A 20,842-nucleotide genomic window follows, 5' to 3' on the forward strand; every position below is an offset into this window, starting at 1 on the left:
CTAGACTCCCGGCCTTGGCCGTTCATTTGACTGATGGAGTGAGACCCATGCGCCTTCCCTACGCCTACTCGCTGTTGGCGGCGAGCCTGCTCGCCTGCGCTCCCCTGGCCCAGGCCGCGAGCAATCTCGTCTACTGCTCGGAAGCCAGCCCTGCCGGTTTCGATCCGGCGCAATACACCTCGGGCACCGAGTTCGATGCCTCGGCGGAAACGGTCTTCAACCGCCTGGTGCAGTTCCAGCGCGGCGGCACCACCCTGGAGCCGGGCCTGGCGACCCAATGGGACGTGAGCGCGGATGGCAAGACCTATACCTTCCACCTGCGCCAGGGCGTGAAATTCCACACCACCGACTACTTCAAGCCCACGCGCGACTTCACTGCCGACGATGTGGTCTTCACCTTCCAGCGCATGCTCGACAAGGAGCAGCCGTTCCGTAAGGCCTATCCCACGGAGTTCCCCTACTTCACCGACATGGGGCTGGACCAGAACATCGCCAAGGTGGCCAAGGTCGATGACCACACCGTGGTCTTCACCCTGAACAAGGTGGACGCCGCCTTCGCTGCCGACCTGGCCATGAGCTTCGCCTCCATTCAATCGGCCGAATACGCCGATCAGTTGCTCAAGGAAGGCAAGCCCGAGCTGCTCAACCAGCAGCCCATCGGCACCGGGCCCTTCGTCTTCAGCCGCTACCAGAAGGATGCGGTGATCCGCTTCAAGGGCAATCCGGACTACTGGAAGCCTGAGGACGTCAAGCTCGACAACCTGATCTTCGCCATCACCCCCGATGCCGCTACCCGCCTGCAGAAGCTCAAGGCCAACGAGTGCCAGGTCAGCGGCTATGCGCGCCCGGCGGATCTGGTGGAGATGAAGCAGGATCCTCATCTCAAGGTGCTGCAGCAGCCAGGTTTCAACGTCGGCTTCCTCGCCTACAACGTTCAGCATCCGCCGTTGGACAAGCCCGAGGTGCGCCGTGCCCTGGACATGGCCATCAACAAGCAGGCCATCGTCGATACCGTGTTCCAAGGGGCCGGCCAGGTCGCGCAGAACGTGATCCCGCCGAATCAGTGGTCCTACGACAAGCAGATCAAGGGCGCGCCCTATGATCCGACCAAGGCCCGCGCGCTGCTCAAGCAAGCCGGGATCAAGGACGGCACCGAGATCGCCCTCTGGGCCATGACCGTGCAGCGCTCTTCCAATCCCAACGCCCGCCAGTCGGCGCAGATGATCCAGCAGGACTGGGCCAAGGTCGGCATCAAGGCCAGGATCGTCAGCTACGAATGGGGCGAGTACATCAAGAGAGCCAAGGCCGGCGAACACGATGTCCTGACCTATGGCTGGACCGGCGACAACGGTGATCCGGACAACTGGCTGGGCGTGCTCTATGGCTGCAGCGCCATCGGCGGCAGCAACTATGCGCGCTGGTGCGACAAGGACTACGACGCCCTGATCCAGCAGGCCAAGACCAGTAACGATCGCGCCGAGCGCACCCGTCTCTACGAGCAGGCGCAACAACTCATTCGCCAGCAGATGCCGGTGAGCCCCATGGCCCATTCGGTGGTGTCCCAGCCCATGCGCAAAGAAGTGCAGGGCTTCAAGATCAACCCCTTCGGCGTCACCGGTTTCTATGGCGTAAGCCTCGACCGCTGATCCTGTCCGGCCCGCCTGGCGGGCCTTCACGAGGAGCCTTCCGTGTCCAAACCGCTATTCTCGCTGTCACTCGCCGCCCTCCTCTGCCTGACGGCCAACGCCGCCCTGGCGCGGCCCCTGGTGGTCTGCACCGAGGCCAATCCGGAAGGCTTCGATCCAGGCCGCTACACCTCGGGCTACACCTTCAACGCCTCGGCCACGCCGCTGTACAACCGCCTGGTGGAATTCAAGCAGGGCACCGCCGAGCTGGAGCCGGGCCTGGCCGAAAGCTGGGAGGTCTCCGCCGATGGCCTGCAGTACACTTTCGCCCTGCGCCAGGGGGTGAAATTCCACACCACCGACTACTTCAAGCCCAGCCGCGACTTCAACGCCGACGACGTGGTGTTCAGCTTCGAGCGCATGCTCGACAAGAACAATCCCTGGTAAAACCTCTCCCCGAGCGGCTATCCCTATGCCGCGGCCATGGAGATGGGCACCCTGATCAAGTCCATCGACAAGGTGGACGACAGCCATGTGCGCTTCACCCTCAACCAGCCCGAGGCGCCCTTCCTCGCCGACCTGGCCATGGCCTTCGGCTCGATCCTGTCCAAGGAATACGCCGACAGCCTGCTCGCCAGCAAGAAGACCGACGACATCAACCAGAAGCCCATCGGCACCGGTCCCTTCGTCTTCCAGCGCTATGCCAAGGATTCCAATACCCGCTACAAGGTCAATCTGGACTACTTCGGCAAGAAGCCGCAGATGGATGGCCTGGTGCTGGCGGTGACCCTGGATCCCAACGTGCGCATCCAGCGGGTGCGCAACAACGAGTGCCAGATCGGCCTGACGGTCAAACCGCAGGACGTGCCGATGCTCAAGCAGGACAAGAGCCTCAAGCTGGCCCAGGTGGAAAGCCAGACCACCTCCTTCCTGGCGATGAACACCCGGCACAAGGCGCTGAGCGACGTACGGGTCCGCCAGGCCATCGCCATGGCCTTCGATCAGCAGAACTACCTGAAGACGGTGTTCGGCGAAGGCGGTGCCAAGGCGGCGATCAACCCCTATCCCTCTTCGCTGCTGGGCTACGCCAAGGACATCAAGCCCTGGCCCCATGATGTGGAAAAAGCCAAGGCGCTGCTCAAGGAAGCCGGCTACGCCGACGGCCTCACCCTCAAGTACTACATCAGCACCGGCAGCGGCCCTGGCGGCAGTCCGGCCCTGGTGGCCCAGCTGATCCAGGGTGACCTGGCCAAGATCGGCATCAAGGCCGAAATCACCCAGTTCGAGTGGGGCGAGTTCGTCAAGCGCACCAAGGCCGGCGAGCACGACCTGATGATGATGAGCTGGACCGGCGACAACGGCGATCCGGACAACTTCCTCACCACCAACCTGAGCTGCGCTGCGACTGAAAGTGGCGAGAACCGCGCCTTCTGGTGCGACAAGGCCTTCAACGATGCCATCGAAAAGGCCAAGCGCATCAATGACCCGGCCCAGCGCACGGCGCTGTATGAGCAGGCGCAGCAGATCTTCCACCAGCAGATGCCCTGGATTCCCCTGGCGCATCCGCTGTTCACCGATGTCCTGCAACCCAAGGTACAGGGCTATGTGCAGAGTCCGCTGGGGGTCTACGACTTCTCCACGGTGACCCTCGACTGATCAGCGCCTGATGCCGTAAGCGACCGGGCCCGGGCGGCCCGCCCCTCGACCTTTCCCGCCTCGCGCCGTGTTTCGGCGCGACGGGTTCTGTCGTGCCGGAAAACGCCCAGATAACAGAAAAAACGACCGCTTTGGAGCACCTTCTATGACCAACGTCCACCGTGGAGGCCTCGCCCTCTCCCTGCTTACCCTGGCCCTGACCGCCCACGCCCAGTCCCCGGCGCCGGAAGATCCCAGCTACGCCAACGAGGTCCAGACCCTGCCCAACGTGCAGAAGCCGGTGAAGGGCCAGGCAGGCGCCAAGGGCTTCTTCGCCGATGACAGCCTGACCCTGACCACCCGCAACTTCTTTGCCCGCGAGACCAGCTCCGATCCGGTCTTCAGCTACAGCAAGAACGGCACCCGGGTACGCACCCACTCGCGCAACACCTGGGTCCAGGCCACGGCGCTCAAGTACAGCTCTGGCTACACCCAGGGTCCGGTGGGCTTCGGCATCGACGTGGCCGGCTACCAGGCCACCAACCTGGAACGCGGCAAGGGCCAGATCGGTGGCGGCGGCAACCGCACCCTGGCCAACGCCGAGGGCGAGGGTCATGCCGAGTGGTCCAAGCTGGGCATCGCCGATGCGCGCTTCCGCGTCTCCAACACCGAGCTCAAGATCGGTCGTTTCATGCTCGACACCCCGGTGATCAGCTACAACGACAACCGGCCCTTCCCCTCCGGCTTCGACGGCTTCGCGCTGACCAGCGATGAGTGGGACAACCTCTCGCTGCAGGGCGGCAGCTTCACCCGCGTCAGCCCGCGGACCGGCGCTGGCGATGAGAAGTGGACCACCGAGTACGGCACCCGCGAGGTCACCGCCGACCGCCTGAGCTTTCTCGGCGGCAACTACAAGCTGCCCCAGGGTTGGGAAGTTAGCGTCTATGGCGCCAACTTCGAGGACGTCTGGAACCAGTACTTCCTGAGCGTCACCCAGGCCGGCGGCAACCTCGACACCTTCGCCTGGAAGGCGGTGGCCAACGCCTATCGCACCGTCGACGCCGGCAGCGCCAAGGCCGGCGACATCGACAATACCGCCTGGAGCCTGGCGTTCACCGGCAGCCACCAGGCCCACAGCCTGACCCTGGCCTACCAGCAGATCGACGGCAACGAGTACTTCGACTACGCCCACGAGACCGCGGCCATCTACCTGGCCAACTCCCTGGTCTCGGACTACAACGGCCCCAACGAGAAGTCGCTGCAGATCCGCTACGAGACCGACTGGAGCTACTTCGGTGTGCCCGGTCTGAGCACCGGCGTCTGGTACGCCAAGGGCTGGGACATCGACGGTACCCACTACGACGCCGGCGCCGGCGCCGGCAAGTACGCCAACTATGCGGAGGTCCTGCAACAGGATGGCGAGAAGCACCGCGAGATCGGCCTGGTCACCACCTACAAGGTGCAACAGGGCACGCTCAAGGACAGTCGCTTCCGCCTGCTGCTGACCGATCACCGCGCCAGCCAGAATCAGGTCGACGGTAACGTCAAGGAACTGCGCCTGGTCTCCACCTTGCCGTTCAACCTGCTGTGATGACCAAACCCGGCAGATTTCGCGCAGCATCCGGCACTTGGCCGGGATCGCGTCGCGAACACCGGCGAAGCCCTGGACATGTCGAAGATATCGACGCCCGGGGCAACGTGGTAGTCTGCCGGGTTTGGAGCACTGGTTCAGAGCACTCTTCGAACCTATTCGTAGGACCGAACGAGCCTGCTGCCTGCAGGTGGCGTTCGGTACGGACCAGGATGGTCCCTTCAGGGATGAATTCAGACCCACAAGGTCTGAGAGTCAGAGCAAAAGCTCTTTAGCTTTTGCGCGGGCTCTCACTTAAAAACGCGGCCGGGCATGTACTCGCGCCGTCTTGATCAGCCTCAAGAGGAGACACCCCCTCCGATGCTCGCCTTCATCGCCCGTCGCTTCGGGCTGCTGATACCGACGTTCTTTGGCGTCACCCTGCTGACCTTCGCCCTGATCCGCCTCATCCCCGGCGATCCGGTGGAAGTCATGATGGGCGAACGCCGCGTCGATCCGCAGATGCACGCCGAAGCCATGCACCGCCTGGGCCTCGACAAGCCCCTGTACCAGCAGTATTTCGACTACATCGGCAATCTCGCCCAGGGCAACCTCGGCGAATCCCTGCGCAGTCGCGTCGGGGTCTGGGACGAATTCCTGACCCTGTTCCCGGCCACCCTGGAACTCTCGGTGGCGGCCATGCTGTTCGCCACGGTCTTCGGCGTGCTGGCCGGCATCATCGCCGCGCTGAGGCGCGGCTCCACGGTGGACCACGGGGTGATGGGCGTGGCCCTGACCGGCTACTCCATGCCGATCTTCTGGTGGGGCCTGCTGCTGATCATGCTGTTCTCCGTGCAGCTCGGCTGGACCCCGGTTTCCGGTCGCCTGGACCTGCTCTACGACATCCCGCCGCGCACCGGCTTCATGCTCATCGACACCCTGCTCTCCGACGAGCCCGGCGCCTTCGTCGATGCCCTCAAGCACCTGATCCTGCCGGCCATCGTGGTGGGCACCATTCCCCTGGCGGTAATCGCCCGCATGACCCGCTCGGCCATGCTCGAGGTCCTGCGTGAGGACTATGTGCGCACCGCTCGCGCCAAGGGTCTGTCGCCAGGCCGAGTGGTCTTCGTCCACGCCCTGCGCAATGCTCTGATCCCGGTGTTGACGGTGCTCGGCCTGCAGGTCGGCAGCCTGCTCTCCGGCGCGGTGCTCACCGAGACCATCTTTTCCTGGCCCGGCATCGGCAAGTGGCTGATCGAGGCCATCGGCGCCCGGGACTACCCAGTGGTGCAGAACGGCATCCTGCTGATCGCCACCCTGGTCATCCTGGTCAATTTCGTCGTGGACATCCTCTACGGCCTGGTCAATCCGCGCATCCGCCACCAGCGTTGATGCGCCCATACGGACAGAGCCTATGACAACGGTAAACACCCCGGCCGCTCAAGACCCGAGCGCCCTCTATCCCTCTCCCTTCAAGGAGTTCTGGCACGCCTTCGCCCGCAACAAGGGCGCCCTCGGTGGGCTGGTCTTCATGGTCATCGTGGTGTTCTGCGCGCTCTTCGCGCCCTGGGTAGCACCCCATGCGCCCAGCGAGCAGTTCCGCGACTTCATGCTCACCCCGCCGCTGTGGCTGGACGGTGGCAACAGCCAGTTCCCACTGGGCACCGACGAGCTGGGGCGTGACCTGCTCAGCCGGCTGATCCATGGTGCTCGGCTGTCGCTGCTGATCGGCCTGGCCTCGGTGGTCTTCTCGCTGATCCCCGGCATCCTGCTCGGGCTGGTCGCCGGCTTCTCGCCCAACCGCGCCGGTCCGGTGATCATGCGCCTGATGGACATCATGCTGGCGCTGCCCTCGCTGCTGCTGGCCGTGGCCATCGTCGCCATCCTCGGCCCAGGCCTAATCAACACCGTGGTGGCCATCGCCATCGTCTCGCTGCCCTCCTATGTCCGCCTGACCCGCGCCGCGGTGATGGGCGAACTGCATCGCGACTATGTCACCGCCTCGCGACTGGCCGGCGCCGGCACCCTGCGCCTGATGTTCGTCAGCGTGCTGCCCAATTGCATGGCGCCGCTGATCGTCCAGGCCACCCTGAGCTTTTCCTCGGCGATCCTCGATGCCGCCGCCCTGGGCTTCCTCGGCCTCGGCGTGCAGCCGCCCACCCCCGAGTGGGGCACCATGCTGGCCTCGGCCCGCGACTACATCGAGCGCGCCTGGTGGGTGGTGACCCTGCCGGGTCTCGCCATCCTCTTCACCGTGCTGGCCATCAACCTGATGGGCGACGGCCTGCGCGATGCCCTCGATCCGCGTCTGAAGGTGCAGTCATGAGCCTCCTCGAAATCCAGAACCTCTCGGTGCGCTTCGGCGGCACCGACGCCCCGCCGGTGGTGGAAGGCCTCGATCTCACGGTGGATCAGGGCGAGATCGTCGCTATCGTCGGTGAATCCGGCTCCGGCAAGTCGGTGACCATGATGGCCGTGATGGGCCTGATCGATCATCCCGGTCGCATCACCGCCGACCGCCTGGCCTTCGACGGCCAGGACCTGCTCAGCCTCAAGGGCCGCCGCCGGCGGCACCTGATAGGCAAGGAGCTGTCGATGGTCTTCCAGGACCCGATGACGGCGCTCAACCCCAGCTACACCGTGGGCTTCCAGCTGGAAGAGGTGATCCGCCAGCACCTGGGCCTCAAGGGTCGCGCCGCTCGCCAGCGCGCCCTGGAATTGCTGGAAAAGGTCGAGATCCCGGCCGCGGCCAGTCGCCTCGGCGCCTATCCGCACCAGCTGTCCGGGGGCATGAGCCAGCGCGTCGCCATCGCCATGGCCATCGCCGCCGAGCCGCGCCTGCTCATCGCCGACGAACCCACCACCGCCTTGGACGTGACCATCCAGGCGCAGATCATGGAGCTGCTGGTCAATCTGCAGCGCGACGAGGGCATGGGCCTGATCCTCATCACCCACGACCTCGCCGTGGTGGCCGAGACCGCCCAGCGCGTGGTGGTGATGTATGCCGGTCAGGCGGTGGAGAAAGGCGTGGTGCCGACGCTGTTCGACGCCCCCGCCCATCCCTACACCGAAGCTCTGCTGGCGGCCATTCCCGAACACAGCCAGACCGACCGCCTGCACACCCTGCCCGGCATCGTCCCCGGTCGCTACGACCGGCCGGCCGGCTGCCTGCTCAGCCCGCGCTGCCCCTATGTGCAGCCGCGCTGCCAGGAGCGCCCGGCGCTGGAGCCCTACGATCGCGGGGCGGTGCGCTGCTTCTTCCCGCGCAACGTAGCGCCCGGCGAGGTGCCCGAGGTGCTGCCCGAACATCAACGTCCCAGCCAGTTGCCGGAGGATCGCCATGGCGCCGTCTGAAGCCACCGTCCTCGCCCGCTCCACCCCTGCGGAGCAGGCGCCCGAGCACCTCGTGCTCGAAGCCAAGGGCCTGACCCAGCACTATCAAATCTCCCGCGGGCTGTTCAAGGACAATGCCACGGTCAAGGCGCTCAACGGCGTCTCCTTCGACCTGCAGGCCGGGCGCACCCTGGCCGTGGTGGGTGAGTCCGGTTGCGGCAAGTCGACCCTGGCCCGTGCCCTGACCCTGATCGAGCAGCCCACCGCCGGCAGCCTGGTCATCGGCGGCCAGGACGTGGCCAACGCCGACGCCGCCCGCCGCAAGGAACTGCGCCGCGAGGTGCAGATGGTGTTCCAGAACCCCTACGCCTCGCTCAATCCGCGGCGCAAGATCGGCGACCAGCTGGCCGAACCGCTGCAGATCAACACTAGCCTGTCCCGCAGCGAAAGACGCGAGAAGGTGCAGGCGATGATGCAGCAGGTGGGCCTGCGTCCGGAGCACTACCAGCGCTATCCGCACATGTTCTCCGGTGGCCAGCGCCAGCGTATCGCCGTGGCCCGCGCCATGATGCTGCAGCCCAAGGTGCTGGTGGCGGACGAGCCGACCTCGGCGCTGGACGTTTCCATCCAGGCGCAGGTGCTCAATCTGTTCATGGATCTGCAGCAGCAGTACCGGACCGCCTATGTGTTCATCTCCCACAACCTCTCGGTGGTGCGCCATATCGCCGACGAGGTGATGGTGATGTACCTGGGCTGCATCGTCGAAAAGACCAGTCGCGACCTGCTGTTCGAGCGGCCCCTGCATCCCTATACCCAGATGCTGCTGTCGGCCACCCCGAGTCTGCACCCGGATCCGAGCAAGCCGCGCATCCGCATCCAGGGCGAACTGCCCAATCCGCTGGATCCGCCACCCGGTTGCGTCTTCCACCGTCGTTGCCCCTATGCGACGGAGAAGTGCAAGACCGAGGTCCCGGCGTTGCGCAACGTGGAAGCCCGCCAGGTGGCCTGCCACTATGCGGAGAACTTTCTCTAGCTGGAAAAGCTGATCGCGGCCATGGGCCGCTCCTACAGGGTGTACCGTAACCTGTAGGAGCGGTCGCTACGGCGCACCGCCATGGCCGCGATGGAGATCCCGCCCCATGCACATCCGCCCCTTCCAGTCCGCCGACACCGATGCCCTGGTCAGCCTCTGGCAGGCCTGTGATATGACTCGCCCCTGGAACGATCCCTACCGTGACATCCAGCGCAAGCTTGCCGAGCAACCCGAGTTGTTCCTGGTGGGCGAGGTGGACGGCACCCTCATGGCCAGCGTCATGGTCGGCACCGATGGCCATCGCGGCTGGCTCTACTACCTGGCGGTGGCACCGGAGCATCAGCGGCGTGGCCACGCCCGGCGGCTGGTGGCGACTGCCGAACAGCTGCTGAGCGAACGCGGCTGCCCCAAGCTGCAGCTGATGGTGCGGCGGGACAATGCGGCGATCATCGGCTTCTATACGGCCTTGGGTTATGTGGAAGCCGAGGTCATCACCCTGGGCAAGCGGCTGATCGCCGACGATTAGGGTGGAAGGCGGCGAAGCCCTGTCCGCTGGCGATACTCAACGCCCAGTGGAAAACGCCCAGCGGCTTTCCACGCTACGGACCGATAGCGTCCGTAGCGGAGGTAACGGCGCAGCCTTACCCCCCGCGGAGTCGAACCTGCTGTGGAAATCCCTGGACGGCTTTCACCGCGTGTAGCCGGTGTAGAGTGGATGGACAGGGAAGACCCTGTGAGGAGACGGGCTTCCGCCTTCCCTGTCAGCGAGGCCATCAGGTCCCTGTCACCTCGCTGTCAGGCTGCTGTCGGGTTGTCGTCGTGTCGGACAGAAGGCCCTGCGGCTAGGCTTTTGCTCGTCCACCACCGCTGGAGAAACCGAGATGCAACTGCCTAACAAGATCAAGGAACACCGCCTGGCCCGAGCGTGGTCGCAAGAGCAGCTGGCTGAACTCGCGGGCATCAGCACCCGTACGGTGCAACGCATCGAAAATGGCGAGCAGGCCAGTCTGGAGACCCTGAGCGCCCTGGCTGCCGTTCTGGAAATCAGCGTTGCCGACCTGACAGGGCAAGCCACTCAAGCAGTGGGATCCGCTGCAGACGAGCGAATCGCGAATGCCCGTGAACAGGTCGCCGCCGAGATCGGCTTCTATTGGCAGGTGCTGCGCGGCCTGGTCATCTGTGTCTTTCTCTATGTGCTCAATCGCGCGACCTCGCCTGAGAGCCACTGGTCCCTGTGGGTCGCCGCCATCTGGGGAATTCTGTTGCTGGGTCGTGGCATCCAGACCTTCTTCCTGCGCGACAGGATCGCCCTCTGGCAGCACGCCCGGCTGCAAAAGCTCTTGCGGAAGTAGGAAAGGCCACCGATCGTTACCAGCGTTAGGCGCAGCTGAACCGCCTAGCTGGTCATGGCGCTGCTACTGCGCAGCCAGACCTTCGAGGCAGGCGGCGCTGTTGGGCTTCGCTGCGCTCAGCGCCAACCTACAGGTGTGTCATGAAACCACCGTAGGTTGGGCCGAGACGGTTCCAGCGTCGAAGCCCGACATGTCCGCGCCGGGTAGAGGAGCGTTGGGCTTCGCTGCGCTCAGCGCCAACCTACGTCAGCGGGGCAGGAGGTCCACCAATGGCCCTGGGTGCTTGCGGACCTCGGCGTAGGGCACCAGGGTGCCACCGGGTTCGTCGCAGCTGCGGGCGGCGCGGAAGAAGGTCGGGCCCAGGTAGAGGCCCTTGGGCGTCAGGTACCAGGGCGCGAATTGCCAGACGTCGGCGCTGCGATAGTCGCAGCCATCGCTGTCGGCCGGCGCCTGCATCAGCTCCGGATACAGCCGGGTGAACAACCGCACCACCCAGGGCGCCAGGGTCTTTTCCCGATAGTCCGCCAGGGCCTGGGAATAGCGATCCTCCGGCGCCGGACGAAGCGGCTGGCCGTGGCCCAGCCAGAGGAAGTCTTCCAGCGCCAATTCCTGCCCGGTCTGCAGATCCAGGGTCAGGGGTGCGCTGCCGAAATCCGGGTGGGCCGCGCCGCTGCAGCTGTATTGGCTGAACAGATTGACGCTGAGCACCCGCTGGGTGAGCAACTGCGGAGTCACCTGCAGGCTGTGCTCGCCATCAGGGCCGATGCAGCTCAGGTGGGCATCGACCTCCGCCCAGAGTCGGTCACGCAGCACGGCATTGGCCGCCTCGCTGGCGCCCGCCACGGTGAACAGCCGCATGCCCGACACCGGCTCGCGCCACCAATGCAGCTCACGGCCCATGAAGGTCTGGCGCTCACCCTGCTCCAGGGTCAGCCCCTGCAGGCGGCGGAATTCGTAGGGATCGTCCTGGCGCAGTGTCTGCCGATAGCGATCCGCCGCCGCGGACTGTCCCAGCTGCAGCGGCGCCAGGGCGAGCGGCAAGGTCTTGCCGGCACCGCTCCAGGTACCGCTCCAGCGACCGTCCTTGCCGCGCGTCAGCGACCAGTTGGCCTTGGGGCCGTCCTGCCAGGGCGCACCCTCCTCCAGCCTGAGCTGGTCGCCCGATTGCGCCGGACCGCTCAGGCGCAGATCGCGGCGATAGCGGTCATAGAAGTAGCGGCCAGAGGCTTCGTCATTGGCGGTGGGATCGACCTCCACCACCACCCGGGACTGGCCGAGAGTGCCTTCCAGCAGCAGCTTTTCGGCATGGGCGGCGCTGGTGATCATCAGCAGGGTCAGCAACGGTCCGGACAGGCGAAATTTCATCAGGGCTCCAGCGGCCAGCGTATCGGTGATGGGCCCAGAGTAGAGCAGTAGCGCCGGACTGTCGCGCAGAGACCAGCGGACAAGACACTGCCGCGCGCTGGTCCCGCCATGGGACAATGACGTTTTGCCAATCCCTGGACGCCCATGGACCTCCCTGCCCTGCTCACCCGCCTGCACGCCATCCGCGATGCCAACGCCTGGCGGCGCTATCACAACCCCAAGAATCTGGCGATGGCCGCCAGCGTCGAGATGGCCGAGCTGGTGGAGATCTTCCAGTGGAAAAGCGATGCCGAGGCCCGCGAGCTGAGCGCCGCCGAGCGCGAACACGCCGGCCAGGAAATCGCCGACGTGCTGCTCTATCTGCTGCAACTGGGCAGCGAACTGGAGCTGGACGTGGAACAGGCAGTGCTGGCCAAGCTGGCCGACAACGAGAGGCGCTTCCTGCCGTGAGCGATACCTTCTTCGACGACCGCGCCACCCGTTTCGCCGCCAACATCTATGGCGGCACCAAGGGCGCCATCCGCCTGGCGGTGCTGCAGGCGGATCTCGCCGAGGTACTGCCCGGGCGTCCCCTGCGGGTGCTGGACATCGGTGCCGGCCTGGGCCACATGAGTCTCTGGCTGGCCCAGCAGGGCCATGCCGTGACCCTGGCCGAGCCGTCGGCGCCCATGCTCGCCGGCGCCCAGGAGGCCTTTGCCGCGGCCGGACTCGGCGCCGATTGGCTGGCATTGCCCTGGCAGGAGTTGCCCGCCTTCGCCGAGCCCTTCGACCTGGTGCTCTGCCACGCAGTGCTGGAATGGCTGGAGACGCCTACGGCGATCCTGCCGACGCTAGAGCGCTGCCTGGCCCCGAACGGCTGGCTGTCCCTGGCCTTCTACAACCGCGACGCCCTGATCTATCGCAATCTTCTCAAGGGGCATTTCCGCAAACTCAGGCAGGGCGATTACGCGGGCGCCGGCCAACGGGGCCTCACCCCGCAACGGCCCCTCGATCCGCGCGAAGTCGAGGCCTGGCTGACGCCGGACTGGCGGATCCAGGCGCGCAGCGGCGTACGGGTCTTTCACGACTACATGCCGCCGGAATTCCAGGCTCGCGCCAACGGCGAGGAACTGGTGGCCATGGAGTTGGCCCACCGGCGGCACCCGGCTTTCGCGGGCCTGGGGCGCTATCTGCATTGGCTCTGCCAAGCTAAGGCAGGATAACGCCGGGCGCGGTATGCTCTGGCCAGCATTCCTTCGAGGAACGGTCATGCGTCGCCCCCTGCTCTGCCTGTCGCTCGCGCTGCTCGCCCTGGCCGGTTGCCAGACGCCCAATCCCTATGTTGCCAGCAGCCTCCCGGAGGCCGCGGTGCCGGTACTGCCGCAGCAGGATCCGGCGGCCTACCCGCCAGCGCCCCGCGACTGGAGTCGCTATCGCACCTGGAGTTGGGCACCTGGTGCCGCGGTGGTCAGCGGTGGCCTGGATGGCCAGACCGTGCAGCAGGCGGTGGCCGATGGCCTCGACCAGCGCGGGTTGCGACCGGCCATCGGCGGTGCCCGCGCCGATCTCCAGGTGCGTGCCCGCCTCACCCAGCAGCAGCGCAGCGAGCAGTACACCGACTACTACGACACCAGCTACGGCTACGGCGGCTACGGGCCCTATGGCTATGGCCCCGGCTATGGCGCCACGGTCGGCCAGGCGCGGACCCGCACCCGGACCTTTGTGGTCGATGTGCTGGAGGTGGAATTGCTCGATCCCGCCACGGGGCGCGTGCTCTGGCATTCGGCCGCCGAGCAGGCCACCGGCGGCAACAGCGGCGAACGCGCACGTACCCTGAGAGACACCACCCGCCGCCTGCTGGCCAACTATCCGCCGAGCTAAGGGGATAAGTGGCCCTCAAGCCAGTCCAAGCAGACTACTACCCTCACCGCCGAGGATCGCCCATGAAACGTTGCCTCCTGCTGCTTGCGGTCCTCCTGCTGACGGCCTGCGCCGAACGCGGCCCGCGCAATCTGGACTATGACGCCAGCCGCGACTTCGCCGCCTATCGCAGCTGGGGCTGGGCGGATCCGGCCATCGAATACCGCCCCAACGATCCGCGGGTGCGCAGCGATCTCACCGAGCAGCGCCTGCGCGACTCGGTCAGCGGCGGCCTCGACCAGCGTGGGCTGCGTCCCGCCATGGCCGGTGCGCGCCCGGACTTGAAGATCAAGCTCTATGTGATCCTCGATCAGCGCCAGCAGAGCTTCAGCTATGCCGATCCTTACTGGGGACCGGGCTGGGGTGGCCCCTGGGGCTCCGCCTGGGGCCCTGGTCCCTGGGGGCCGAGCTATGTACGCACCCAGACCGTCACCTACCCGGTGATGACGGTGCAACTCGACATGCTCGATGGCCGTGACGGCAAGCTGGTCTGGCGCGCCAGCGAAGAGCGCCTGCTGGACGACCAGAACGCCACGCCCGCGCAACGCAGTGCTGGCTTCGGCCGTCTGATCAACGAACTGCTGATCGGCTATCCGCCGCGTCCTTGAGCGGTCGACCGTCCGGGCAGCTCAGCGCTGCCCCTGGTCCGATGATGAGCAGACGTCTGTTAGCCAGTCGCCGATAATGGCACCTGGCCAGATATTCCTCGCGCCGTCTTTGGCCACCGCGCAGGAAACCTGACCGTCGTCCAGCGCCCAGGTCCCTCATGTCGCCAACCCCCATCGCCACCCGTCGCAGTCACGCCCTGTTGCTGCGCCTGTTTCCGGTCATTTGCGCCCTGCCGATCCTGCTCGGCATCGGCTGCTACCTGCTGATCAAGACCGCCTCCAGCCAGGACGCCGATGTCCAGCAGCGGGCGCGGACCTATATCACCCGCACCCTGGAGCAGGTGGAAAACGAGATCGGCCATAACATCATCAACTATGCCAAGTGGGGCGAGGCCTACAAGCACCTGCACCTGAAGGTCGATCGCTTCTGGGCCAACGAGGAGCGTAACGTTGGCGACATTCCCTATGAGCTCTATGGCTACAACGGCGTCTTCGTGCTGGATCCCCAGGACCGTACCGTCTATGCCGTGATCGACGGGCAGCCAACGGAGCGCACGGCCGCGCAATGGCTGGAAGGGGATCTCACTGCCCTGCTGGCGGCGACTCGCCAGCGACCTGGAGAAACCGAAAGCCTGGTGCGGATCCTGAGTGTCGGCGGCGTCCCTGCGCTGGTCGCCGCTGCCACCATCACGCCGGGCGCGAGCTATGGCGTCACGCCGGGCACCGGCGTGCCCTCGGTGATGCTGTTCGTCAATGTGCTCGACCCCGCGACCCTGGCTCATCTCAGCGACACCTACGGGCTGCCGACGCTGCAGGCCTCCCGGCTGCCTCTGCCCGATCATGAATCCCTGCGCCCGCTGGATTCACCGCTGTTGCTCAACTGGCAACCCCCACGGCCCGGCGCCCAGTTGCTGCGCCGGACGCTACCGGTGTTCCTGGCCGGGGTGCTGTTGCTCGGCCTGGTGCTGGCGCTGCTGATCCGCCATGCGCTGAATTCAGCCCGGCAGCTCGACCAGCAGTTCGATGCCCTGATCGCCAGCCAGGCCGAGCTGAGCCGCAGCGAAAGCCGCTTTCGCGAGCTCGCCGAGGCGGCCTCCGACTGGCTCTGGGAAAGCGATGCCGAAGGCCGCATCGCCTATCTGTCTGAACGCTTCGCCCGCATCACCGGGCATGCGCCTGGCAGCTGGCTCGGTCGGCCGCTCGCGGAGCTGTTCAGCAGCGAGACGACCCGCCTGGCTGACTGGCTCCTGGACAAGGCTCGCCAGCTCGACGAGCGCCAGGTGCTGCGCTGCCATTATCGTGACCGTCTCGGCCATTCCCGGGTCTGCGAGATCACCGCGCGGCCCCTGCCCAAGGACGCCGGCTTCCGCGGGACCGCCAGCGACATCACCGCCGCGGTCAACGCCCAGGCCGAGATCGAGCACCTGTCGCAACACGACAGCCTGACCGGCCTGGCCAACCGGTTGCAGTTGCAGCACTACCTGGCCGCTCAACTGGCGCAACCCAGCACGCCGCTCACCCTGCTCAGTCTGGACCTGGATCGCTTCAAACCGATCAACGACAGCCTCGGCCACGCCGCCGGTGATCGGGTGCTGCAGGAAATCGCCCGGCGTCTGCAAGCCAGCCTGAGGCCCGGCGGCCTGGTGGCGCGCCTAGGGGGCGACGAATTCATCGTGGTGCTGCTCGGCCACCTGGATGTGGCGACGGTCGACCAGATCTGTGCGCGCCTGGTAAGCGCCATCGGCCGGCCGATTCCCCTGGAGGAGCAGACCGTCAGCGTCGGCACCAGCATTGGCATCGCCCAGGCACCGGAGCAGGCCAGCCAGGTCGAGGACTTGCTGCGCCTGGCCGACATCGCGCTCTACCAGGCCAAGGCCGCGGGCCGCAACGGCTGGTGCTTTCATGCACCGGCCATGGACGCCCAGCTCAGCCAGCGTCGTGACCTGGAACAGGAACTGCGCCAGGCCTTGGCGCGCGACCAGGTGCGCCTGGCCTACCTCCCCCGCCGGCGCACGGCAGACGGCACCCTGAGTGGCGTCGAAGCCCAGCTGCACTGGGCCCATCCGATACGCGGAACGTTACCGCCAGAGGCCTTCTTGCCCCTGGCCGAAGAGACCGGACTCAGCGCTCCCCTGGGGCTCTGGCTGTTGGACAGCGCCTGTCGCGCCGCAGCGGCCTGGCCCGCGCCGCTGCGGCTGGTCATTAGCGTGTCGCCTCGCCAGTTCGACGATGCCAAGGCCCTGGTGGAGGCAGTCGCCCAGGCCTTGCAGACCAGTGGCCTGGCAGCGGAACGCCTGGAGCTGCAGCTGCCCGAGGCGCTGCTGCGGGTAGACGGTGATCCGCCGCTCCCTCAACTCCAGGCGCTCAACGCCCTGGGCGTGCGCCTGAGCCTGGCCGATTTCGGCAAAGGCCTCGGCGCCTTCGATGCACTGCGCCAGCCCCTGCTGGAGGGCATCAGCCTCGATAGCCAGCTCATCGCTCACCTGGACCAGCGGCAGGCAGATGCCGCCATCGCCCAGGCGCTGATCGGTCTGGGACGCACCCTGGGGCTCCGGGTGGCAGCGACGGGCGTCGAGACATCAGGCCAGTTGGCCTGGCTGAAGGCGCAGCACTGCGCCGAAGTCCAGGGCCCGCTGTTCGGCCACGCCCTGTTCGACCGCGAACTGGCGGCGCTGCTGGATACCGACCTACGGGCTGGGTGAGGACCTAGAGTCGCTCCAGCCACCCCAGGTCGCCGCCACGGGCCGGTACCGGATAGCAGCCATAGGGCGCATAGCCGTGGCTACAGACCGGATCGGCGCGCAAGGCGGGTTCGCCCACCGGTTGCGCGCGCCAGCCTTCCAGCAGGGCGATGGCGGCCAGGGCCAGCAGCAGGGCGATGAACAGCGCGGAGCGAAGGGTTCTTGTCAGGCGCATGATGACCTCCCGCAGGGCGACTGCCAGGATCGGCAGACAGCGTCCCCGCTCCTTGAGTATCGCCCCGACCAAGAGTTTTCGCCTGCCTGGACCAGCACCCATCGCGCAACGCTGCACTACGGTGGGTGCAACAGTCAGCCGCCTAGGCGCGGTGATCACCCGGGCAAGGCGGCGCCGTTGTCCAACTACGTGAATAGCTCCGCGCCACACCGTACCGCCCCCTCTCCCTCCGGGAGAAGAATGGGGTGAGAGAAGGCCAGACGCGAAAGCCTCAGGCGATCTCCACCCGCTCCCCGTTCAGCCGTACCGCCCAGGTGGGCAGCGCCTGCTCGGGGTACTCCAGGCAGCCACCGTCCGCCAGGCGGAAATGCTGCTTGTACAGCGGTGAGGCGATCACCAGGTCCTGGCCCAGTTGGCCGACGATGCCGCGACCGATGACATTGGCACCGGACTTGGGATCGCGATTGCCCACGGCGAAGACCTTCTGCTCGGTCTCGGGTAGATAGAACAGCGCCACCTGCTCGCCCTCGTACAGGGCCACCACACCGGACTGGGGCACCAGATCGGTCAGGTGGCACAGGGGTTGCCAGCGGGGCTCCAGGGCGCGAGCGGTATTGGTCTGGGTCATGGTCAAGCCTCCTCGGTAACGGCGATGAGCTGAAGTTCGTGGTGACGCGCCGGCCGGCGCTGGCCGCGCTCCTTGACGAAGTGGATGTCCGGGTCGTTGCCGCGCTGGTTGACGAAGGTCCGGAAGCGCTTGAGCTTGTCGGGATCGTTCAGGGCATTGGCCCATTCGCATTCGTAGCGATCCACCACCAGCTGCATCTGAGCTTCCAGCTCGGCGCCAAGGCCCAGGCTGTCTTCGATGATCACCTGCTTGAGGTAGTCCAGCCCGCCCTCCAGCGACTCGCGCCACACCGAGGTGCGCTGCAGGCGGTCGGCGGTGCGGATGTAGAACATCAGCAGCCGGTCGATGTAGCGGATCAGGGTCTCGTCATCCAGGTCGGTGGCGAACAGCTCGGCATGCCGCGGACGCATGCCGCCGTTGCCGCAGACATAGAGATTCCAGCCGTTCTCGGTGGCGATCACGCCGATGTCCTTGCTCTGGGCCTCGGCGCACTCGCGGGTGCAGCCGCTGACGGCGAACTTGAGCTTGTGCGGCGCGCGCAGGCCCTTGTAGCGGTGCTCGATGTCCAGCGCCATCTTGACGCTGTCCTGCACCCCGTAGCGGCACCAGGTGCTGCCGACGCAGCTTTTCACCGTGCGGGTCGACTTGCCGTAGGCATGGCCGGTCTCGAAGCCGGCGGCGATCAGCTCGCCCCAGATGTCCGGCAATTCGTGCAGCTGGGCGCCGAAGAGATCGATGCGCTGGCCGCCGGTGATCTTGGTGTAGAGGTCGTACTTCTTCGCCACCTGGCCGATGGCGATCAGGCCTTCCGGGCTGATCTCGCCACCCGGAATGCGTGGCACCACCGAATAGGTGCCGTTCTTCTGCATGTTGGCCATGAAGGTGTCGTTGGTGTCCTGCAGCGGCACCAGGTGCGGATCGGTGATGGGCGCGTTCCAGCAGGAGGCCAGGACGTTGGCCACCGCCGGCTTGCAGATGTCGCAGCCATGGTGGCCGCGACCGTGACGCGCCAGTAGCTCGTCGAAGCTCTGGATGCCTTCCACCCGTACCAGGTGATAGAGCTCCTGGCGCGTGTGGGCGAAGTGTTCGCAAAGGCTCTTGTCGACCTCGACGCCCCGGGCGATCAGCTCATGCTCGAAGACCTGCTTGACCAGCGCCGCGCAGCCACCGCAACCGGTGGCCGCCTTAGTGCAGCTCTTGATGCCGGCCAGATCGGTGCAGCCGGCGTCGATGGCGGCGCAGACCGCGCCCTTGGTGACGTTGTGGCAGGAGCAGAGGGTGGCGGTGGCCGGCAGGGCATCGGCGCCCAGGGTCGGGGTGCCCTCGCCCACCGGCATGATCAGGCTGGCCGGATCCTGGGGCAGCGGGATGCCGTTCTGGGCGTATTGCAGCAGGGTGTCGTAGTAGCTGTTGTCACCCACCAGCACGGCGCCGAGCACGTGCTTGCCGTCGGCGGACACCACCAGGCGGCGGTAGCTGGCGCTGGCTTCGTCGATGTAGCGATAGCTGCGCGCCCCGGGCGTGGCGCCGTGGGCATCGCCGATGGAGCCCACGTCCACGCCCAGCAGCTTGAGCTTGGTGGACATGTCGGCGCCGGTGAAGGGCGTGGCCTGGCCGTGGCAGAGGGTGGCGGCCACCAGGCGCGCCATCTGGTAGCCCGGGGCGACCAGGCCGAAGATGCTGCCGTTCCAGGCGGCGCACTCGCCGATGGCATGGATGAAGGGGTCGCTGGTCAGGCAGCCGTTGTCCACCGCCACCCCGCCGCGGGCGCCGAGTTCCAGGCCGCAGCTGCGGGCCAGGGCGTCCTGGGGACGGATGCCGGCGGAAAACAGGATCAGGTCGGTCTCGAGGAAATCCTCGCCGGCGAAGTTCATGCGGTAGCGGTACTCGCTGCCGGCGGTGATGTTCTGGGTGGCCTTGGACAGGTGCACGCCCACGCCCAGGTCTTCGATGCGCTGCCGGAGCGCGGCGCCGCCCAGGTCGTCCAGCTGTACCGGCATCAAGCGCGGGGCGAATTCCACCACATGGGCTTCCAGGCCCAGGGATTTCAGCGCATTGGCCGCTTCCAGGCCGAGCAGGCCGCCCCCCACCACCACGCCGCGGCGCGCCTTGGCGGCAGCCAGGCGGATGGTGTCCAGGTCGTCCAGGGTGCGATAGACCAGGCGCGAGTCGCCCTCGGCGCCCTCGATGGGCGGTACGAAGGGATAGGAGCCTGTGGCCAGCACCAGGCGATCGTAGCCGAAGGCGCCTTCAGGGGTCAGCACCTCACGCTGTTCGCGGTCGATGCCGGTCACCGCGCAGCCCAGGTGCAGCACCAGACCGGGCACGGCATAGAGGTCGGCTGTGCTCATCGCCAGGGATTCGGCGTCACGGCCGGCGAAGTATTCCGAGAGATGCACCCGGTCGTAGGCGCGCTGACGCTCTTCGCCGAAGACGTGGATCTCGTAGTGGTCCAGGGCGCCGGCCGCCAGCAGCTGCTCGACGAGGTGATGGCCGACCATGCCGTTGCCGACGACGATCAGGCGTTCTTTGCGGGTCACGATGCTGTTCATGGAGGCTATCCCCCGGCCGAGGCCAATCAGGTTGAGTCGCGGCAAATAAAAAGGCGCCTGAAACCTCGCGGTCTCAGGCGCCTTTGCCTGTTCTATGTAGGGAGGAGCCCTGGGCTCTGCTCCGTGCCCGTCGCCTGCAGTGGCTGTCGATCGCCGTTGATCGACCGGGCGACCCGAAAATGCGGGTCTGTCAGGGCTTTTGCATCGGCTGTGCCAGTTCTGCCTGATCGCCTGGAGATCCGCCACTGGCGCGGCCTGCAGCCAGCAGAGGGCATCGCCGACTCGCCACCGGCTACCCGCCAGCCGGAACCACAACGGTGCAAGGC

General features: G+C 66.4%; 17 protein-coding genes and 1 pseudogene. 14 read left to right on the forward strand and 4 right to left on the reverse strand.

Going from position 1 to position 20,842, the window contains the following annotated elements; translation table 11 throughout:
* Window positions 1-47 precede the first annotated feature (47 nt).
* The 9 genes and pseudogenes from BMZ43_RS04540 (at window position 48) to BMZ43_RS04580 (ending at window position 10,548) form a co-directional block, all read left to right on the forward strand.
* Window positions 48-1,646: an ABC transporter substrate-binding protein gene (locus BMZ43_RS04540; protein ID WP_064307244.1), complete on the forward strand. Its 1,599-nt coding sequence runs from the start codon at window positions 48-50 to the stop codon at window positions 1,644-1,646.
* Between the two features lie 42 nt (window positions 1,647-1,688).
* Window positions 1,689-3,281: pseudogene (locus BMZ43_RS04545) on the forward strand (ABC transporter substrate-binding protein).
* A 145-nt stretch (window positions 3,282-3,426) separates the two neighbouring features.
* The gene (locus BMZ43_RS04550) at window positions 3,427-4,851 is read left to right on the forward strand and encodes an OprD family outer membrane porin (RefSeq protein ID WP_093250357.1); all 1,425 of its coding nucleotides are present in this window, start codon (window positions 3,427-3,429) and stop codon (window positions 4,849-4,851) included.
* Window positions 4,852-5,211: 360 nt separating this feature from the next.
* Window positions 5,212-6,222: an ABC transporter permease subunit gene (locus BMZ43_RS04555; RefSeq protein ID WP_017642399.1), complete on the forward strand. Its 1,011-nt coding sequence runs from the start codon at window positions 5,212-5,214 to the stop codon at window positions 6,220-6,222.
* A 22-nt stretch (window positions 6,223-6,244) separates the two neighbouring features.
* Window positions 6,245-7,156, forward strand: a complete 912-nt coding sequence (locus BMZ43_RS04560) for an ABC transporter permease subunit (protein WP_017642400.1) — start codon at window positions 6,245-6,247, stop codon at window positions 7,154-7,156.
* Window positions 7,153-8,184, forward strand: coding sequence for an ABC transporter ATP-binding protein (locus BMZ43_RS04565; RefSeq protein ID WP_017642401.1), 1,032 nt, complete (start codon window positions 7,153-7,155; stop codon window positions 8,182-8,184). The genes BMZ43_RS04560 and BMZ43_RS04565 overlap by 4 nt, the downstream gene beginning before the upstream one ends.
* Window positions 8,171-9,196, forward strand: coding sequence for a peptide ABC transporter ATP-binding protein (locus BMZ43_RS04570; RefSeq protein WP_017642402.1), 1,026 nt, complete (start codon window positions 8,171-8,173; stop codon window positions 9,194-9,196). The genes BMZ43_RS04565 and BMZ43_RS04570 overlap by 14 nt, the downstream gene beginning before the upstream one ends.
* 106 nt (window positions 9,197-9,302) lie before the next feature.
* On the forward strand, window positions 9,303-9,722 hold the full coding sequence (locus BMZ43_RS04575; protein WP_017642403.1) for a GNAT family acetyltransferase: 420 nt from the start codon (window positions 9,303-9,305) through the stop codon (window positions 9,720-9,722).
* 355 nt (window positions 9,723-10,077) lie between these two features.
* Window positions 10,078-10,548 (forward strand): helix-turn-helix domain-containing protein, encoded by a 471-nt coding sequence (locus BMZ43_RS04580; protein ID WP_017642404.1) that lies wholly within the window; start codon window positions 10,078-10,080, stop codon window positions 10,546-10,548.
* A gap of 246 nt (window positions 10,549-10,794) precedes the next feature.
* Here BMZ43_RS04580 and BMZ43_RS04585 read toward each other — a convergent pair whose 3' ends face one another.
* Window positions 10,795-11,913: a hypothetical protein gene (locus BMZ43_RS04585; RefSeq protein ID WP_064307246.1), complete on the reverse strand. Its 1,119-nt coding sequence runs from the start codon at window positions 11,911-11,913 to the stop codon at window positions 10,795-10,797.
* A gap of 144 nt (window positions 11,914-12,057) precedes the next feature.
* Here BMZ43_RS04585 and BMZ43_RS04590 point away from each other — a divergent pair, with 144 nt between their 5' ends.
* From BMZ43_RS04590 to BMZ43_RS04610, 5 genes are all read left to right on the forward strand, one after another.
* Window positions 12,058-12,363 carry a nucleotide pyrophosphohydrolase gene (locus tag BMZ43_RS04590; protein WP_017642406.1) on the forward strand — a complete coding sequence of 102 codons (306 nt, stop codon included), beginning with the start codon at window positions 12,058-12,060 and terminating at the stop codon, window positions 12,361-12,363.
* Entirely contained in the window at window positions 12,360-13,115 is a 756-nt protein-coding gene (locus BMZ43_RS04595) for a methyltransferase domain-containing protein (RefSeq protein ID WP_017642407.1), read from the forward strand. The genes BMZ43_RS04590 and BMZ43_RS04595 overlap by 4 nt, the downstream gene beginning before the upstream one ends.
* 46 nt (window positions 13,116-13,161) lie before the next feature.
* On the forward strand, window positions 13,162-13,773 hold the full coding sequence (locus BMZ43_RS04600; RefSeq protein WP_017642408.1) for a DUF4136 domain-containing protein: 612 nt from the start codon (window positions 13,162-13,164) through the stop codon (window positions 13,771-13,773).
* A 62-nt stretch (window positions 13,774-13,835) separates the two neighbouring features.
* On the forward strand, window positions 13,836-14,420 hold the full coding sequence (locus tag BMZ43_RS04605; RefSeq protein ID WP_064307247.1) for a DUF4136 domain-containing protein: 585 nt from the start codon (window positions 13,836-13,838) through the stop codon (window positions 14,418-14,420).
* 158 nt (window positions 14,421-14,578) lie between these two features.
* Window positions 14,579-17,122, forward strand: coding sequence for a bifunctional diguanylate cyclase/phosphodiesterase (locus BMZ43_RS04610; RefSeq protein WP_093250360.1), 2,544 nt, complete (start codon window positions 14,579-14,581; stop codon window positions 17,120-17,122).
* 4 nt (window positions 17,123-17,126) lie between these two features.
* Here BMZ43_RS04610 and BMZ43_RS04615 read toward each other — a convergent pair whose 3' ends face one another.
* From BMZ43_RS04615 to nirB, 3 genes are all read right to left on the reverse strand, one after another.
* Window positions 17,127-17,336 (reverse strand): hypothetical protein, encoded by a 210-nt coding sequence (locus tag BMZ43_RS04615; protein ID WP_143075228.1) that lies wholly within the window; start codon window positions 17,334-17,336, stop codon window positions 17,127-17,129.
* Between the two features lie 271 nt (window positions 17,337-17,607).
* Window positions 17,608-17,964, reverse strand: a complete 357-nt coding sequence (gene nirD / locus BMZ43_RS04620; protein ID WP_017642412.1) for a nitrite reductase small subunit NirD — start codon at window positions 17,962-17,964, stop codon at window positions 17,608-17,610.
* Between the two features lie 2 nt (window positions 17,965-17,966).
* Window positions 17,967-20,516, reverse strand: coding sequence for a nitrite reductase large subunit NirB (gene nirB, locus BMZ43_RS04625; RefSeq protein ID WP_064307248.1), 2,550 nt, complete (start codon window positions 20,514-20,516; stop codon window positions 17,967-17,969).
* Between the last annotated feature and the right edge of the window lie 326 nt (window positions 20,517-20,842).

The organism is Pseudomonas sp. Snoq117.2 (assembly GCF_900110545.1).
Lineage (GTDB): Bacteria > Pseudomonadota > Gammaproteobacteria > Pseudomonadales > Pseudomonadaceae > Chryseomonas > Chryseomonas benzopyrenica.

Bases quoted from the DNA above. Each gene is read 5' to 3' on its own strand.
- BMZ43_RS04565 (WP_017642401.1), top strand. From the start codon at position 7,153: ATGAGCCTCCTCGAAATCCAGAACCTCTCGGTGCGCTTCGGCGGCACC.
- BMZ43_RS04540 (WP_064307244.1), top strand. From the start codon at position 48: ATGCGCCTTCCCTACGCCTACTCGCTGTTGGCGGCGAGCCTGCTCGCC.
- BMZ43_RS04560 (WP_017642400.1), top strand. From the start codon at position 6,245: ATGACAACGGTAAACACCCCGGCCGCTCAAGACCCGAGCGCCCTCTAT.
- BMZ43_RS04590 (WP_017642406.1), top strand. From the start codon at position 12,058: ATGGACCTCCCTGCCCTGCTCACCCGCCTGCACGCCATCCGCGATGCC.
- BMZ43_RS04610 (WP_093250360.1), top strand. From the start codon at position 14,579: ATGTCGCCAACCCCCATCGCCACCCGTCGCAGTCACGCCCTGTTGCTG.
- BMZ43_RS04600 (WP_017642408.1), top strand. From the start codon at position 13,162: ATGCGTCGCCCCCTGCTCTGCCTGTCGCTCGCGCTGCTCGCCCTGGCC.
- BMZ43_RS04585 (WP_064307246.1), bottom strand. From the start codon at position 11,913: ATGAAATTTCGCCTGTCCGGACCGTTGCTGACCCTGCTGATGATCACC.
- BMZ43_RS04580 (WP_017642404.1), top strand. From the start codon at position 10,078: ATGCAACTGCCTAACAAGATCAAGGAACACCGCCTGGCCCGAGCGTGG.
- nirB (WP_064307248.1), bottom strand. From the start codon at position 20,516: ATGAACAGCATCGTGACCCGCAAAGAACGCCTGATCGTCGTCGGCAAC.
- BMZ43_RS04575 (WP_017642403.1), top strand. From the start codon at position 9,303: ATGCACATCCGCCCCTTCCAGTCCGCCGACACCGATGCCCTGGTCAGC.
- BMZ43_RS04550 (WP_093250357.1), top strand. From the start codon at position 3,427: ATGACCAACGTCCACCGTGGAGGCCTCGCCCTCTCCCTGCTTACCCTG.
- BMZ43_RS04555 (WP_017642399.1), top strand. From the start codon at position 5,212: ATGCTCGCCTTCATCGCCCGTCGCTTCGGGCTGCTGATACCGACGTTC.
- nirD (WP_017642412.1), bottom strand. From the start codon at position 17,964: ATGACCCAGACCAATACCGCTCGCGCCCTGGAGCCCCGCTGGCAACCC.
- BMZ43_RS04605 (WP_064307247.1), top strand. From the start codon at position 13,836: ATGAAACGTTGCCTCCTGCTGCTTGCGGTCCTCCTGCTGACGGCCTGC.
- BMZ43_RS04570 (WP_017642402.1), top strand. From the start codon at position 8,171: ATGGCGCCGTCTGAAGCCACCGTCCTCGCCCGCTCCACCCCTGCGGAG.
- BMZ43_RS04615 (WP_143075228.1), bottom strand. From the start codon at position 17,336: ATGCGCCTGACAAGAACCCTTCGCTCCGCGCTGTTCATCGCCCTGCTG.